We start from the raw sequence: 16689 nt of genomic DNA, 5'->3' as shown, positions 1-16689 counted from the left end.
TTAGCCGACAAACGGGTTGGCCGTCGTGTACCAGAGCGCGATACCCGTACCGATGATGAACGCCGCGTCGATGAGACCGACCAGCAGAAACATCTTGGTTTGCAGCGTGTTCATCAGTTCGGGCTGACGCGCCGATGCCTCGAGGAAGCGGCTGCCCATGATACCGATCCCGATACAGGCGCCTGCCGCACCCAGACCGATGATCAAACCTGCCGCAAGAGCAACAAAGCCAACGATGCTTTCCATGATTACTCCTCAAAGTTGGATGACAAAAACCGTTGAATGATAACACACCTACCCTGTGCTTCACCTCAGTGAGACTCGTGCGCTTGGCCGATATAGACGAGCGTGAGCATCATGAAGATGAAGGCTTGTAGCACGATGATCAGAATATGGAAGATGGCCCAAATCGAGCCCGCGATCACGTGCCCCAAAAAACCGAAGACCGTCGCGGTACCCCCCAGCATCGCGATCAGGATGAAGATGAGTTCGCCGGCGTAGAGGTTGCCGAACAACCGCATCCCGTGCGAAACGGTCTTCGCGATGTACTCGATGATCTGCATCGCAAAATTCACCGGATAGAGCAGCGGGTGACTCCCAAACGGCGCAGTAAAGAGCTCATGCACCCAGCCGCCAACCCCTTTGATCTTGAGGTTGTAGTAGAGCGAAATGAGCAGCACCGCGATCGACATCCCCAACGTTGCGTTGAGGTCGGCCGTGGGCACGACGCGCAGATAGGCATGGTGCGGATCCCCCCCTGCGGCGACATAGATTCCTTCCCAGATGCGCGGCAGAAGATCGACCGGCAACAGATCCATGAAGTTCATCCAGAAGATCCAGACGAACACGGTGAGCGCAAGCGGCGCGACAAACTTGCGCGATTCGGGATTGTGAATGATCCCCTTGGCCTGTTCATTGACCAGTTCGACCAGCATTTCGACGAAGTTTTGGAAACGCCCCGGAACGCCACTGGTTGCGTGGCGCGCAGCGCGATAGAGCAGCCACACGGTGAGCATCCCCAAACCCGTGGCGAAGAAAAAGGTGTCGAGATGCAATACGGAAAAGTCGACGAGCGACTCCTGTGGATGACCCAAGGTATTGAGATGGGTCAAATGGTGAATGACGTACTCAGAGGCTGTGGGGCCTTGCCCAGAAGCTGCCATGATTCCCCCTCATCGAAAAGACAAAACTCAACCATCCCGCTTTCGCCGTGAACGCGAGACCGGCAAGCAACGCCAACCACACCGGCTCACCCAGTGCTTTCACCGCGGCAATCAGCAACACCACGCTGGCAACGACTTTGACTGCCTCACCCAGCAAAAAAAAGCCCGCACTGGGCGCAAACCGGGCGTGCATCGCGAGCAACAACGCGAAAACGCTTCCCGGCACCGCAACGGCAACCCCTCCGGCCAACGCCGAAAGCCCTGCCGTGACGCCGCCCACGAGCGCTGCAGCCGCGGCAACAAAAAAAGCTACGATCCAGTAGCTCGACACGATGGTGCGCAGGGTCATTCCGCCTCGTCCCAGCAAATCTTTTATATTCTATATTTTTTGCCGCAAACGGTCAAACGTCGTGCATCACCGCTTCGGCAAGTCCCAATCGTGCGAGCACTGCGTCGAGTTCGTCCCAGTCGGTGAAGCGAATCGTCAGTCGCCCAGGCCCTTTTCCTTTGCGTTCGATGGTGACGGGCGCGCCAATCCGCTCCGCTAGCCGCTCCTCGAGACGCAGCCAGTCGGGCGTTTTGCGTTCGGGAACGCGTTTTGCTTCAGGCGGCGCCAACCGTTGTTGCACCGCGCGCTCTACCTGCCGAACCGACCAACCCTTCGCGACGGCTTGATGGGCGAGTGCCACTTGATCTCCTGCAGCAAGCGGCAGCAGCGCACGGGCATGCCCCATTTCGAGGTCGCCCGCAAGCACGAGTTCGCGCACCGGCTCGGCCAATTGCAGAAGCCGCAGGAGGTTGGTGACCGCGGAGCGGCTGCGGCCGATCGCGTCGGCCACCTGCTGATGGGTCATGCCGAACTCTTCGATCAGCCGTTGCAACCCCTGCGCCTCTTCGATCGGGTTGAGGTTTTCCCGTTGGATGTTTTCGATCAACGCGAGCGCCAACGCGGCATCGTCCGGTACGTCACGAATGAGGCAGGGCACATGAAGGAGTCCAGCCATTTGCGCTGCACGCCAGCGCCGTTCGCCCGCGATGATTTCGTAGCGCCCGACGCCGTTCGGGCGCACCACCACGGGTTGCATCACCCCTTGCACCCGGATCGACGCCGCCAACTCTTCGAGCGACCCAGGATCCATGCGGCTGCGCGGCTGATAGCGCCCCGGAACGAGCTGATCGACGGGCAGCGCGACCACGTGCGCTCCGCCGTCCGCCGTAGGGCCTTGCGCCGGCTGACTGCTCATCGCACCCAAAAGCGCGTCCAGGCCGCGCCCCAACCCTTTCTTACTGCGACTCATGTTACCGATTCTCCAACCGTTGGCGACGATTCCGCCAGTCCCAAACGGGTGATGAGCTCTTCCGCGAACGCCAGGTAGGCTTTCGCCCCCGCCGAGCGCGGATCGAAACAGACGCCGGGCAACCCATGGCTTGGGGCTTCTGCCAGGCGGACGTTGCGCGGAATCACCGTTTGAAAGACTTTTTCGCCGAAGTGGCGCGCCAACTCTTCGGATACCTGCTGTTGCAGCGTCACCCGCGGGTCGAACATCACCCGCAGCAAACCGATGATCTCGAGCTTGGGATTCAAGCCGCTGCGCACCCGTTTGATGGTATTGGCAAGATCCGAAAGCCCTTCGAGCGCGAAATATTCACACTGCATCGGAATGATCACGCCGTGTGCCGCGCACAGCGCGTTGAGGGTCAAGAGCGACAACGACGGCGGGCAATCGATGAGGACAAGGTCGTAGTGCGCGACCCAAGGGGCGATTGCATCTGCCAAGCGGTATTCGCGGCGGGGCAGTTCGACGAGCTCGACTTCGGCGCCAGCAAGCTCTCGGTTCGCCCCCACGACGTCGTACCCTGCTTGTTCCGCGCGGACGCGGGCACGCGGTAATGTCGTCAGCCCCAAGAGCAGCGGATAGACCGACTCGGTGAGCGCCAGCTTGTCGATCCCGCTTCCCATCGTCGCGTTGCCCTGCGGGTCGAGGTCGATCAGAAGCGCCCTGCGCCCTTGCCGGGCGAGCGCCGCAGCCAGATTGACTGCAGTCGTGGTTTTGCCAACCCCCCCTTTTTGATTGGTGACACAAAAGACATAGCCCATCGTCACGCCTCCTCCAAAACCACGACCGTTCGGCGGGCATCGAGAAAGGGTACGGTGACCGGTGTTGTCGCCACCACACGGACCCCTTCGGGGAGCGCTGCAAGCTCTTCGCCCCATTCGGCCCCCTTCATCGCGAACCAGCGCCCATGGGGCGCGAGGTGGCGGCGCGTGCACGTCACGAACTCGGCAAGCGCGGCAAACGCCCGTGCGGTGATCGCCGGGAAGGGGGCTAGCGACTGCCACGTTTCGACCCGCGCAGACACCACCGTCACACGCGGCATCGCCAGTTCGATCGCACATTGCTGCACGAACGCCGCTTTTTTGCGGACGGCATCGAGCGCAACCACTTCCACAAGCGGCGCGTTGAGCGCTTCGGCGGCAAGCGCCAACGGAACCGCGGGTAGCCCCGCACCGCTGCCGACATCGAGCAACCGCGGGGCATTGGCGACGAACGGCCAAAGCGTCAGCGCATCGAGGATGTGGTGGGTCACGATCGCTTCTGGCGCGGTGATCGCGGTCAGATTGTACGCACGCCGCCACTTCAAGAGCAGCGTCACGTAGCGCCACAGCCGATCGACCAACGTCGCCGGAGCGTCAGGAAGGAGGATCGCAACGCCGTCTGCGAGCAACGTTCGGGCTTGCGCGTCGTTCATCCGTTGACCTCGTCACGGTCGTCGCGGACCCATCCGTTGCGCCGCAACCACACGAGGAGGATCGAGATCGCCGCTGGCGTCACACCGGGAATGCGGCTCGCCTGCCCGAGTGTTTCGGGCCGCTGCGCCGCAAGTTTTTGGCGAATTTCGGCCGAAAGCCCAGGCACCGAATCGTAGTCGAACCCGTCGGGGATGCGGACGGCTTCAGCGGCTTTGAGGCGCGCCACCTCGACCGCTTGCCGCTCCAGATATCCGGCATACTTGGCGGCGATCTCCACCTGTTCGATCACGCCTTCCGAGAGCGCCTCGATGGGAGTGTCAGCCCCAGCCGCTTCGCCTGCTGATGGTAATAGCGGCACAAGCGCGGTGTAGCGAACGTTCGGACGCCGCAGCAGATCGAACGCAGTCGCCTCTTTGGTAAGCGGCTCTCCCAGGTGTTGTGCAACGCGCTCGGCGTCGCGCGAAGGCACGAACCACGTCGCCTTCAATCGCGCCACTTCACGTTCGATCGCCTCCCGTTTGCGGCAAAAGGCTTCCCAGCGCGCATCATCGACAAGCCCCAGCCGTCGGCCGATCTCGGTGAGGCGCAGGTCGGCATTGTCTTCGCGCAGCTGCAACCGGAATTCGGCACGCGACGTGAACATCCGGTACGGCTCGGTAACCCCACGGGTGATCAGATCATCGACGAGCACCGCCAAGTAGGCTTGGTCACGGGTCAGCAACAGCGGTTCCAGCTCGAGCGCGTAGGCGGCTGCATTGGCGCCCGCGTAGAGCCCTTGCGCCGCGGCCTCTTCGTAACCCGTGGTGCCGTTGATCTGACCGGCGAAGAAGAGTCCGTGGAAGTGCTTGGTTTCGAGCGTCGCCTTGAGGTGCGTCGGGTTGTAAAAGTCGTATTCGATCGCGTACCCCGGGCGCAGGATATGGACGTTTTCCAGCCCGGGGATGGTGCGCAGGAACGCATACTGCACGTCGAACGGCAGCGACGTCGACACGCCGTTCGGGTAGATCTCGTTCGTCTCCAGCCCCTCGGGCTCCAAGAAGACGTTGTGGCCGGTTTTGTCGGCGAAACGGTGAATCTTGTCTTCGATCGACGGGCAGTAGCGCGGACCGATCCCTTCGATCACCCCAGAATACATCGGCGAACGGTCGAGATTGGCGCGAATGATTTCGTGCGTGCGTTCGTTGGTCCGCGTGATCCAGCAGGGCAGTTGTTTGGGGTGCATCGCCCGGCTGCCCATAAAACTGAAGACCGGCTCTGGGTCGTCACCCGGTTGGACTTGACACTTGCTGAAATCGATCGTGCGCGCGTCGAGCCGCGCCGGGGTTCCCGTTTTCAATCGCCCTTTCGGCAGACCCAATTCGGCCAAACGCGCAGCCAGCGCGATCGCTGGCGGATCCCCCGCACGCCCCGCCGCGTAGTGCTGCAAACCGACGTGAATCAATCCGTTCAAAAAGGTTCCAGTGGTCAAGACTACGGCGCGCGCGTCGAACCGGATCCCCAGTTGCGTCACGACCCCGGCAACCGCGTCGCCCGCCAGCACGATGTCGTCGACCGCCTGCTGGAACAACCACAGATTGGGTTGGTTTTCGAGCCGCTTGCGAATCGCCTTCTTATAAAGCACCCGATCCGCTTGCGCTCGTGTGGCACGCACTGCAGGGCCTTTGCTCGCATTCAACGTGCGGAACTGAATCCCAGCTTCGTCGGTAGCCAGCGCCATCGCGCCACCGAGTGCGTCGACCTCTTTGACGAGATGGCCTTTGCCGATACCACCGATCGACGGATTGCAGCTCATCTGCCCCAGTGTGTCGAGGTTGTGGGTAAGCAGCAACGTCTTCGCGCCGCGCCGCGCAGCCGCGAGCGCCGCCTCGGTTCCGGCATGGCCACCGCCGACGACGATGACGTCGAAGCGATCGGGAAAGTGCATGGTGTTTTCGCTAAGGCTTTCGAAAAACAGATTATTTTATCACGACAAGCCCGCAGACTCCTGAAGTCGGTAGAGCAGTCGAATCTCCTCGGGCCAGAGCGACTCGTCGATCGTCTCCAACACCATGGGGATGTCGTCGAAACGGGGGTCGTTCATGATGTAGCGAAAAACTTCGAGCCCCAGTTCGCCTTGTTCCAGCGCGTGGTGGCGGTCAACCCGGCTTCCGAGTTTGGCCTTCGAACCGTTCAAGTGCATCCCGCGCAGATAACGAAACCCCACGGTCCGATCGAATTCGGTGAAGACGGCGTCGCACGCTTCCCAGGTACGCAAGTCGTACCCCGCTGCGAACATGTGACAGGTGTCGAGACAAACCCCGACCCGCGCTTTGTCCTGAACCCGATCGATGATCTGAGCAAGGTGCTCAAAGGAGTAGCCGACGTTACTCCCTTGTCCGGCGGTAATTTCGATCACGGCGACCACCTCCGGCACTGCGTCGAGCGCGAGATCGATCGACTCCGCCACCCGCGCCAAACATTCCGTCTCACTGATTTTGCCCAGGTGCGCCCCAGGGTGAAAATTGAGATAGCGCAGGCCCAGTTGTGCGCAACGCTGCATCTCATCGACGAACGCAGCACGCGATTTCGCCAACCCCTCGGGTTCGGGGTGGCCCAAATTGATGAGGTAACTATCGTGCGGCAAGACATGCTCGGGGCGAATCCCCACCCGTTCGAGGTTGGCACGAAACGCCGCGATACTGCGTTCGCTTAAGGGTTTGGCCACCCACTGGCGTTGATTCTTGGTAAAAAGAGCAAAAGCTTTCGCCCCGATCGCTGCGGCGTTGAGCGGTGCATTTTCTACCCCGCCTGCCGCACTCACGTGCGCACCCACATATTTCGCCATAACCGTCCTCGCTTCCCACTACCCTACGAGAGCGTCCGACCACAACTGCGACAGACACCCGTGCCGTAATCGGGATCACAGAGACCCAGACACCCCGTCTCGGCGTCCCCGCCCCACGATTCGGCATCGTGCTGGTCGCGCAATGTCGCCAACCGCTTCGGCAGCTGTTGCCAGATACGCGCCTGCTCGCTGTCGCTTGCCGTTCCCCATCGCGCAATCTCGTCGCGGGTACGCCCGCAGCCCACACACCACCCAGTGGTGTCGTCGATTCGGCAGATTTTGATACAGGGCGATTGCATCGCTGTGCGCTTCCGATCGTCCCATTAGCCAACAAAACCGTTACACTACCAGAAGGAGCACCGTCCCCAAAACATGAGGAGGAGCCCCGTGGAGCCAGCCGTCATCGTCCCGTTGTTGGCGCAAGCGCTCGATCCCAACGACGCTGTCAGCGAAGCCCATTTGACCGAATGGGCGGAACACCTCGCGGTCACCGCCCAGCAACCGCCCGAGCCACACGGCTGGCGCTGGCGATGGCAACGGGTCTCGCTCCCGGACGGGGAAGGCGAAGCGCTCGCGATCGCACAGCCCGACCGGCCGCTCCTTTTCGCCACCGCCCTCATCGCGTTCGACCGCGCCGGAATTCGCCCGCGCTTTGCCTTCCATCCCGTGGTCACCGCAGCCGATGGCCAACCCGAATCGTGGATGCTCTTCATCTGCGAGCCGCTCCCGAAAGCGGCGCGCGCCACGCTCGAAGCGGCGCTCACGGAAGGGTTCCTGCAAGCGGTGGCGGCGAGTGACGACTGGCCACTGATGCGCGAGCGCGCCAACGTCACTGCGTCACTGTTGCCGCGCTGGTGCGGCACGCAATCCGATCCCACCTGGGTACGCGAATGCCAAGCGCTCCTGGAATGGGTCGCTTCGGGCCACTTCGTGCTCCTGGGGTGTCGCGACTATCAAGTGGAGCGCAATAGCGATTCCGTTCAACTGCGGCGCATTCCGGGCAGTGGTCTGGGGGTGTTGCGCGACAGCAGCGCCCGCTCGGAATACTCCGAATCGTTCGCGCGGCTGCCTGCGCCAGCGCGCGAACTCTTGCTGCACTATCCCGAACCGATGTTGATCACGCAGGGCAGTCAGCGCGCGATCGTCCACCGCTACGCTTACCCCAGCGAAATCCTGGTCTGGGAACGCGACGCCAGCGGAACCGCGGTGCGCGAACGGCGCTTCCTGGGGTTGTGGACCGCAACCGCGTACCGCTACCCCGTCGCGCAACTCCCGCTGCTGCGCCACAAAGCGGCAGCGGTACAACAGGCGGTCGGCGCGCGACCAGGCAGCCACCTGGAGCGTGCGCTTGCGCTGGTGCTCGACCTCTACCCACGCGACGAGGCGTTCCAAGTGGACGTCACCACCTGGAGCGCCCATGCCCAGGCGATCCTCCGCGCGCAGGAGCGGCGTCAGATCCGTCTGATCACGCGCCGCGACACCTTCGGTCGCTTCGTCTCGGTGCAACTGATCACGCCGCGCGATGGGTATGACACCGAAACCCGCCTGGCAATCCAAAACCACCTCGAAACTGCATTCGGCGCGCAAAACACCGACGCTGAAGTCATCTTCACCGATTCGGCAACGGCCCGCGTCTGGTTCCGCTTCTGGTTGCCCCAACCCACACTGGACCTCACCTGGGACGAAGCGCAGCTCGAGCGTACCGTTGCCGCGATTGCGTTGCCTTGGCGCGAGCGGCTCTGGCAAGCGCTGCACAACGCCGCGCCCAAACGGCTCAGCGAACGCGCTTGGACCCGTTTCCACGACGGTTTCGACGCCGTTGCCCAACGCCGTTGGCGTCCCGAGGTGATCGCGCCGGATCTCCTCGCGCTCGCGCAGCTCCCCGACGATTGCAACCTCTGGCTCACGCTCGAACCAGACCCCGCCCCCAGCGAAACCGAACCGCGTTGGCAATTGCGTCTGTGGCACCGCTTCGCCCCAGCGCTCCTTGCTGACCTCAGCCCCCTTCTGGAATCCCTCGGCGCGCGGCTTCTGGAAGAAAACGCCGATGAGATCCGAACCGACGCCGGTTCGTGGTGGCTACACGATCTACGACTCACTATCGCATGGGGGGATCCGCCCAAGCCCGAGGACATCGAACGCTTCATCGCTGCGTTCCACGCGCTCTGGGCGCGGCAAGCCGATTGCGACGGCTACAACCGGCTGGTGACCCTAGCCGGCTTGACCTGGCGCGAAGCGCTCTTGTGGCGCGCCTACGCAGCGTGGCTCAAGCAAAGCGCGCTACCGTTCACCCCCAACTACATTTTGGAAATGGTCTTACGCCATCCGGCGTTCGTTCGCGCATGGACCCAAGCGTTCCACGCCCGTTTCGACCCAAAACGAACGCACGACCACGCCGCGGCGTACCAAGAATGGCGCGAACGGCTCGCCGCGCTCATCGAGCAACTCCCCACCCTCGACGAAGAACGCATCGCCCGCGCGTTTCTCGCCACGCTCGACGCCACGGTTCGCACCAACTTCTACCGCGAAGACGAGGCCGGAACCCCACGTCCATGGCTGGCACTCAAGATCGCGTCACAAACGATCGACTTCCTTCCCGACCCGAAACCGTGGCGCGAGACCTTCGTCTTCGCCCCCAACGTCGAAGGGGTCCATCTGCGCGGCGGTCCGGTCGCGCGCGGCGGGTTGCGCTGGTCGGACCGCAAAGACGACTACCGCACCGAAATTTTGGGGCTGATGAAGGCACAGCTCGTCAAGAACGCGCTGATCGTCCCCACGGGCGCCAAAGGGGGTTTCATCGTCCGTAACGCTGCCCCCACCCCCGATCGCGCTGCGTGGCAAGCCGCCGGGCTCGATGCCTACCGCACCTACCTGCGCGGCCTCCTCGATCTTGCCGACAACCGCGTCGAAGGAACAATCGTCCCGCCGTCCCAGGTGGTTCGCCACGACGACGACGACCCGTACCTGGTCGTTGCCGCCGACAAAGGAACCGCCACCTTTTCCGACACTGCGAACGCCATCGCCTCCGAATATGGCTTCTGGCTCGGTGACGCGTTCGCCTCCGGTGGCTCGGTGGGTTACGACCACAAAAAACTCGGTATCACGGCACGCGGCGCTTGGGTGGCGATCGAACGCCATCTCAGGGAACTCGGCATCGACATCGCCACCCAGCCGATCACCGTCGTCGGAATCGGCGACATGTCCGGCGACGTCTTCGGCAACGGGATGCTCGCGCACCGCACCCTCAAACTCATCGCCGCGTTCGACCACCGCCACATCTTCATCGATCCCGATCCCGACCCCGAAATCAGCTACCGGGAGCGGGAACGGCTCTTCCGACTCCCCAGTTCGAGTTGGGACGACTACCGCCGGGAGTGCCTCTCCGAAGGGGGTGGCATCTGGCCGCGGACGGCGAAGCGCATTCCGCTCTCACCGCAAGCGCGCGCCGCGTTGGGGCTTCCGGAAACGGTAACGGCGCTTACCCCACCCGAACTGATCCAAGCGATCTTGCGCGCTCCAGTCGACCTGCTCTACAACGGCGGAATCGGCACCTACGTCAAAGCCAGTACGGAGAGCCACGCGGAGGCAGGGGACCGCGCGAACGACGCCGTGCGTGTCGACGCCAACACCTTGCGCTGCCGCATCGTCGGTGAAGGGGGAAACCTGGGCTTTACCCAACGGGCGCGGGTCGAATACGCGCTCCTAGGGGGGCGCATCGAAACCGACGCGATCCACAACTCGGGCGGCGTCGACTGCTCCGACCACGAAGTGAACCTCAAGATCGCGCTCGGACTCGGCGTGGAACAAGGAAAAATCGCCGCCGAAGCCCGCAACGCCCGCTTCATGGGTATGGCCGACGCCGTGGTCCAAGCGGTGCTGCACGACAACTTCACCCAAACCGAAGCGATCGCGCTCGATGCGTTGCGCGGCGCGCACGGTTGGCCGGCGTGGCGCCATCTCATCGCGCGGCTGGTTGCCGAAAAACAGCTCGACCGCCGCCTGGAACGGATCCCGAGCGACGTCGAAATGGCCGAGCGCGAACAGAACGGCGTGGGCCTCACTCGTCCGGAACTCTCGGTGCTCTTGGCGTACGCCAAACTCGACGTGAAAGCGGCGCTACTTGCGAGCGCCTGTCTCGACGACCCGCTCCTGGCCCGTGACTACCCGCGCTACTTCCCTTCCGAACTGGCTGACGACTTGGGCGAAACGCTTCATGAACACCCCTTACGGCGGGAGATCGTCGCAACGCTTTGGACCAATCGACTCATCGACCGTCTGGGCATCACCACCGTCGACGAACTGGCGCAAGAAACCGGCGCCGCGATACCCGAAATCGCGCGCGCTTTCACACTCGTTTGGCACCTCTTCGCCCTTGAAGTACGGCTGGCCGAAATCGACGCGCTGGCAGGCGCAATACCCGAAGCGACACGGTACGAGGCGCTCACCTGGCTACGGAACCACTGCCGCCAAGCGGTAACCGGGTTCCTATCCGAACCCACTTGGCAGCAACAAACCGGCGATGCGCTGCTCCCGACACTCGAAGCGGCCGCAAACACGCTGCGCTCGCTTTGGCGCGAAGCCACCCAGCCCAACTTGGCGCAGATTCGGGTCGAGGCGATCGAACGCTGGCAACGCGCGGGTCTTTCCGAAGCGCTCGCCACCGAGTTGGCGTGGCTCCCCACCGCGTCGGCACTCTTCACACTCGCCGCGCTGGCACAGGAGACGGGGCAACCGCTCGCAGCCGTCGCTGCGGTCTATTGGGCGCTTCAGGGGAAATGAACGCATCGGAACTCTTCGCGCTTTTCTTTGCCTGGCCGGAGCAGGGGCTCCCTCTTGCGCCCGTCCGGTACCAACCCCTGCTCGTCAGCCTTTCGGTCACGATCGCAGTCCTAGCTGGCATTGGAGCGCTGCAACTCCTTTCGCTCGCACGCCATCCGGAGCGCTTTGGCGCACGCCTCAGCCACGCCGCATTTCTTTTCGCCGTGCCGATGCTGGGCTTCGGCGTATGGAGCATGCACTTCATCGGGATGCTGGCTGCAGACGTCTGCCAACCCGTCACCTACGCGTTCGGGCCGACTGCGCTTTCGGTCGTTCCCAGTCTGTTTGCCGCCTGGGTGGGTTTGCGCCTGCTGCGCCACCGTAGCGTCACGACACGCGACCTCCTCGTGGCCGGGGTGCTAGTCGGCGCCGGTATCGGCGCGATGCACTACACCGGGATGGCCGGAATGATCACGTTGGGCGAAATCCGCTACCACCCCGTGTGGTTTCTGCTCTCGATCGTCGTTGCCGTTGCGTTTTCGTGCCTCGCTTTCTTTTTGCACTTCCATCGTGGGTGGTTGCGATTCCATCGCCTGCCGCGCGTCGTGGTTTCGGGCACAGTGATTGGATTGGCGATCAGCGCAATGCACTACACGGCGATGGCAGGCACCCTCTTCATTGGGCAACCGGTTGCCGATTGGCAACCCGGGCAAGGCTTCAATTGGCCACTGGCGCTCGCGATCGTGGTCGTATTGCTCGTCGTGTTCGGTTTCTTTGGTGGTCTCTTCGCGATCTTCGGATGGCGCGCCACCGCCCAGCGCGCAGCCCAGCGCGCAGCGCTCTTTCACCAACTGCTTGACCACCTCCCATTTGCCATCGTCCGTTTTCGAATCCATCGTGGTCAGATCACCCGCATTTGGGCATCGCGCGCGTTGGAAACGCTCACGGGGCTTTCGCCTGCACGCTATTTGGCGGGCAAAGGGTCTCTGCTCGATTTTCTACCGCCGCAATCGCGTAGCGAAATTTTGGCGCGCTTCTCCGCGGCGCTCTCTCGAGAAAAACCCGAAATCACCGATACCTTGACGCTCCATTTACCCGACGGCAGCGTCCGTCGGGTTTCCGTCCGCGTTTTGGTCACCCCGCTCGGTAGTGAAGGAGATGAAGTAGATCTGGTCCTCTCCGACCTCACGCCCATCGAAACCCAGGCAGAGACGCTAGCGCAACTCGTACGCGCGATCGATGGACTGCTCCTTCGCGCCCGCCTCTCCCTTGATGGGGTTTTTCTGGAAATCAATGCGCGCCTTGCCGAAACCCTTGGCTATTCCCCCGAGGCGCTCATCGGTCAAGCCCATACATCGCTATGGCCGGACGACTACCCTCAAGAAGCGCGCGACACCTTCTGGGCACGGTTGCGCCAAGGCGAAACGATCGAGGGCACCTTTCCCCGCAAAACGAAAGAGGGAAAAATTCGCCATCTGCACGGTTGGTACCAACCGATGCGCCGCCTCGACGGTACGATCGACCATGTGTTGAAGCTTGCTATCGACATCACCGCGCAGATCGAAACGCAACACGCACTCGAACAGGCAAAGCAGGAACTGGAGGTCGCGCTGGCCCGAGAGCGCCGCTTCTTCTCGGCGATTTCGCATGAAATTCGCACCCCGCTCAACGCGGTACTCGGTTTTGCCGAACTGATCCAACAAGACCACCCCGATGACACACGGCTGCAGGAACGCACCTCGGCCATCCTCGCTGCGGGGCGCACGCTGCTCACGCTCCTGAACGATCTCCTCGACCTGGCGAAACTCGAAGCGGGCGCATTTACGCTCCGTCCCACTCCCACACGCCTCGACCGCCTCCTGCACGAACTCACCAGCCACTACGCGCTGCTCGCGCGCCAGAAAGGGCTGCGCTTCACCTTGTCCTTACCGAGTGATCTGCCCCGCTGCTGGTCGGCAGACGGTGATCGGCTGCGGCAAATGCTCGGTAATTTGCTCAACAACGCCCTCAAATTCACCGAACAGGGGGAAATCGCGCTCGGTGCCGAGTGGGATGGCCAAACACTTGTGCTCTTCGTTCGCGACACCGGCCCAGGGATCCCACCCGCCAAGCAACAGGAGATCTTCACCCCGTTCGTGCAAGTCGAAGAGGTCACCACGCGCCGCCATGGCGGCACCGGACTGGGACTTGCGATCGTCCGCGATCTTGCGCGGGCGATGGGCGGAGACGTACAGGTCGCGAGCGCCCCGGGAGCCGGCGCCACCTTTACCCTCACGCTCCCGCTCACTCCGCTACCCGAAACCGACTGTCCCGACGAAGCGCTACCCCACGCCATCGGCGACAGCGCAGCTGCTTTGCTTGCCGGCAAATCGATCCTTGCTGCCGACGACGTCGCCCTCAACCGGGAACTGCTCGCAGCGCTCCTTACGCGCCTGGGCGCCGCGGTCACCTGTGTGGCCAGCGGCAATGCCTTTTTCGCCCACTATACCGCCTGTCCCGACCGTTGGGTTGCTGGGCTGCTCGACCTACGAATGCCCGATGGCGACGGCATCACCACCGCGCGTGCCATCCGCCATTTCGAACGAGCGATGGGATTGGCGCCGTTGCCCCTCATCGCCCTCACGGGACAAGTGGCGCAAGAAGAGCGCGACGCCTGCCACGAAGCGGGTTTCGACGCCTTTTTGGCGAAACCGCTCCAACAACGGGAGCTGATCGCCGTTTTGCAACCCCTTGTGGAGATGCGCGACCGACTCCGGGCCCACGAAAAGACCTCCCCAGACAACACCATCGACGCACCAGAGGCCGCTTTTGGCTTGATCGACCCCGAACAGGGTCAAGCGCTGTGGCGCGACGCCTGGCTGACCAAAGCCCAAACATGGCTCGATACGGTACCGCAAGCGGTCGACGCGGTTCGCGACTGGTCCGCTGCCGAATGGCACCGAATTGCTGGCACGGCAGCCAATCTGGCCCTGCCCCGCCTAGCACACTTGGCACGAACGTTAGAACGCCAAACCGCCGACGGCACAACGCGCGAAGCTCCGCTCGATACCTTTGTCGCCACGGTGCGCGCCACCGCCCATGCGCTTACGGCACTGATCGCCACCCAACACCCGGATGGGGCACATCAGCCAGAGCGTATTACCCAATGCGATCCCACGCCACTACCCGACGCGGACCGTCAAGCACTCCTTGCTATGATCCGGCGTGGCGAAATCACCGGCTCGGCGCTCGACGCAATCCGCGAAACGCATCCCCACCTGTGGCACAATCTCAACACAGCGCTCGACGCCTTCGATTTTGCCCAAGCAGAAATGCTCGTCCGCACTGCCCCAACATCAGGAGACCTGCCGGATGGAGACCCGCTTTCCCACAACCCCGCAACCGGAGCTCCTTCTCGTTGACGACGAAGTCACGAATCTCCAACTCCTGCGCCAGATTCTGGCCCCCCACTATCACCTCCGCTTTGCCCGAAACGGCACCGAAGCCCTGCAGCGCGTTGCCGAAAGCGTGCCCGATTTGGTCGTCTTGGACGTGATGATGCCGGAGATGAACGGATTCGAAGTGGCGCGACGCATTCGCTCGAACCCAGAAACCCGGCATCTTCCTATCCTCTTTTGCACCGCGCTGGGCGACCCGATCCACGAAACGGAAGGGTTTACCGCAGGTGGCGTCGACTACCTCACCAAACCGATTTCGCCGCCGGTGTTGCTTGCGCGCGTCCGCACCCACCTCAGCCTGGTGGCCCGTGACGAGCTGGAACGCACGCGGCTCGCCATCATTCAGCGGTTAGGGCGCGCCGCCGAATACAAAGACAACGAAACGGGGCGCCACGTGATCCGCATGAGCCACTTCAGCCGTCTGATCGCCGAAGCGCTCGGCGCCCCGCGCGAATGGAGCGAACAACTGTTTGCCGCAGCGCCGATGCACGACATCGGCAAGATCGGGATTCCAGACCATATCCTCCTCAAGCCGGGCAAACTGGATGCCGACGAATGGCGTGTGATGCGTACCCATCCCGAAATCGGCGCCGCGATCATCGGTGAAGACCCATCGAGCCTGCTGCAAATGGCGCGTCGCATCGCGCTCGAACACCACGAAAAATGGGACGGCAGCGGTTATCCCTACGGAAAACAAGGCGAAACGATCAGCATCGAAGCGCGCATCGTTGCCGTGGCCGACGTCTTCGACGCCCTGACGAGCGCCCGCCCCTACAAACCGGCGTGGTCGATCGACCGCGCAGTCGCCCTCCTGCGTGAGGAGAGCGGCCGCCACTTCTGGCCCGAAGCCGTGACGGCGTTTCTGGACAACCTAGACGCGGCACAGGAAATCCAAAACCAGTGGCGGGATGAGGTTGACGTCGAAAACCCCATGGAGGCGTAATGATGAGCACACCCTCTTTTCTCGAAACCTTTTTCGCCGACAGCGACGCGTCCATTCAGGGGTGCCTGCGTTGCCGTGGGGAAAACGCTCAGTTACATATCCCCTTGCGCATGGCGTTTCAGCCCATAGTAGACGCTGCGCACCGAACCCTCTTCGCCTACGAAGCGCTCGTTCGCGGCGCCAACGGCGAAGGGGCGGCAACGGTGCTCAGCCAAGTCACCGAGAGCAATCGCTACCACTTCGACCAGACCTGCCGAGTCCTGGCGATTGCAACGGCGAAGCGCCTGGGACTTACAGCCCGGCTTTCGATCAACTTTCTACCCAACGCGGTCTATGAACCGGCAAGCTGCATCCGCCTCACCCTTGCTGCCGCCGAGAAAGTGGGCTTCGATCCAACGCTGCTCATCTTCGAGCTCACAGAAGAGCAAAAAATCGAAAATCCCGACCACGTGCTGCGCATCATCACCGATTATCAGGCGCGTGGTTTTGCCACCGCGATCGACGACTTCGGCGCCGGTTACTCGGGACTCAACCTCTTGGCCGACTACCAACCCAACCTGATCAAGCTTGACATCGGCCTCGTTCGGGGCATCGACAAAAAACCAGTGCGCCAGGAGATCGTCGCCGGCATCTTCGATACCGCCCAACGCTTAGGAATCGCCACGATCGCAGAAGGGGTGGAGACCGCTGAGGAGTACCGCTGGCTGCGCAATCTGGGCATTACCCTTTTTCAAGGCTATCTCTTTGCCAAACCTGAGGTGGAAGCACTCCCGCAACCCAACTGGCAAGTGGTCGATGAAACCGGCGCATGA

General features: G+C 62.6%; 13 protein-coding genes. 4 read left to right on the top strand and 9 right to left on the bottom strand.

Annotated elements, in window-relative coordinates; translation table 11 throughout:
• From atpE to KUL93_RS05560, 9 genes are all read right to left on the bottom strand, one after another.
• A complete protein-coding gene (atpE, locus tag KUL93_RS05600) occupies window positions 1–246 on the bottom strand; it encodes a F0F1 ATP synthase subunit C (RefSeq protein WP_217126100.1) in 246 nt (81 codons plus the stop codon).
• Between the two features lie 65 nt (window positions 247–311).
• Window positions 312–1163 (bottom strand): F0F1 ATP synthase subunit A, encoded by an 852-nt coding sequence (gene atpB / locus KUL93_RS05595; RefSeq protein WP_217126099.1) that lies wholly within the window; start codon window positions 1161–1163, stop codon window positions 312–314.
• Window positions 1129–1512: an ATP synthase subunit I gene (locus tag KUL93_RS05590; RefSeq protein WP_217126098.1), complete on the bottom strand. Its 384-nt coding sequence runs from the start codon at window positions 1510–1512 to the stop codon at window positions 1129–1131. Before KUL93_RS05590 ends, atpB begins: the two co-directional genes overlap by 35 nt.
• Window positions 1513–1564: 52 nt before the next feature.
• Entirely contained in the window at window positions 1565–2461 is an 897-nt protein-coding gene (locus tag KUL93_RS05585) for a ParB/RepB/Spo0J family partition protein (RefSeq protein ID WP_217126097.1), read from the bottom strand.
• The gene (locus KUL93_RS05580; protein ID WP_217126096.1) at window positions 2458–3261 is read right to left on the bottom strand and encodes a ParA family protein; all 804 of its coding nucleotides are present in this window, start codon (window positions 3259–3261) and stop codon (window positions 2458–2460) included. The genes KUL93_RS05585 and KUL93_RS05580 overlap by 4 nt, the downstream gene beginning before the upstream one ends.
• Window positions 3262–3263: 2 nt before the next feature.
• Window positions 3264–3914 carry a 16S rRNA (guanine(527)-N(7))-methyltransferase RsmG gene (gene rsmG / locus KUL93_RS05575; RefSeq protein ID WP_217126095.1) on the bottom strand — a complete coding sequence of 217 codons (651 nt, stop codon included), beginning with the start codon at window positions 3912–3914 and terminating at the stop codon, window positions 3264–3266.
• Window positions 3911–5839 (bottom strand): tRNA uridine-5-carboxymethylaminomethyl(34) synthesis enzyme MnmG, encoded by a 1929-nt coding sequence (mnmG, locus tag KUL93_RS05570; RefSeq protein ID WP_217126094.1) that lies wholly within the window; start codon window positions 5837–5839, stop codon window positions 3911–3913. Before mnmG ends, rsmG begins: the two co-directional genes overlap by 4 nt.
• Window positions 5840–5878: 39 nt before the next feature.
• Window positions 5879–6739, bottom strand: a complete 861-nt coding sequence (nfo, locus tag KUL93_RS05565; protein WP_217126093.1) for a deoxyribonuclease IV — start codon at window positions 6737–6739, stop codon at window positions 5879–5881.
• A gap of 23 nt (window positions 6740–6762) precedes the next feature.
• On the bottom strand, window positions 6763–7038 hold the full coding sequence (locus KUL93_RS05560; RefSeq protein WP_217126092.1) for a DUF1289 domain-containing protein: 276 nt from the start codon (window positions 7036–7038) through the stop codon (window positions 6763–6765).
• Window positions 7039–7126: 88 nt separating this feature from the next.
• On the opposite strand from KUL93_RS05560, the gene KUL93_RS05555 reads away from it, so the two are divergent.
• The 4 genes from KUL93_RS05555 to KUL93_RS05540 are packed head-to-tail and all read left to right on the top strand — an operon-like array spanning window position 7127 to window position 16689.
• Complete coding sequence (locus KUL93_RS05555) at window positions 7127–11518, top strand: NAD-glutamate dehydrogenase (RefSeq protein WP_217126091.1); 4392 nt, start codon at window positions 7127–7129, stop codon at window positions 11516–11518.
• Entirely contained in the window at window positions 11515–14898 is a 3384-nt protein-coding gene (locus tag KUL93_RS05550) for an MHYT domain-containing protein (protein ID WP_217126090.1), read from the top strand. Before KUL93_RS05555 ends, KUL93_RS05550 begins: the two co-directional genes overlap by 4 nt.
• Entirely contained in the window at window positions 14849–15877 is a 1029-nt protein-coding gene (locus KUL93_RS05545; protein WP_217126089.1) for a response regulator, read from the top strand. The genes KUL93_RS05550 and KUL93_RS05545 overlap by 50 nt, the downstream gene beginning before the upstream one ends.
• A 2-nt stretch (window positions 15878–15879) precedes the next feature.
• Complete coding sequence (locus tag KUL93_RS05540) at window positions 15880–16689, top strand: EAL domain-containing protein (RefSeq protein ID WP_217126088.1); 810 nt, start codon at window positions 15880–15882, stop codon at window positions 16687–16689.

The organism is Hydrogenophilus thiooxidans (assembly GCF_019049855.1).
Classification (GTDB): domain Bacteria; phylum Pseudomonadota; class Gammaproteobacteria; order Burkholderiales; family Rhodocyclaceae; genus Hydrogenophilus; species Hydrogenophilus thiooxidans.
Note: the sequence above shows the minus strand (reverse complement) of the source record. Positions and strands in the feature narration are given on the sequence as shown.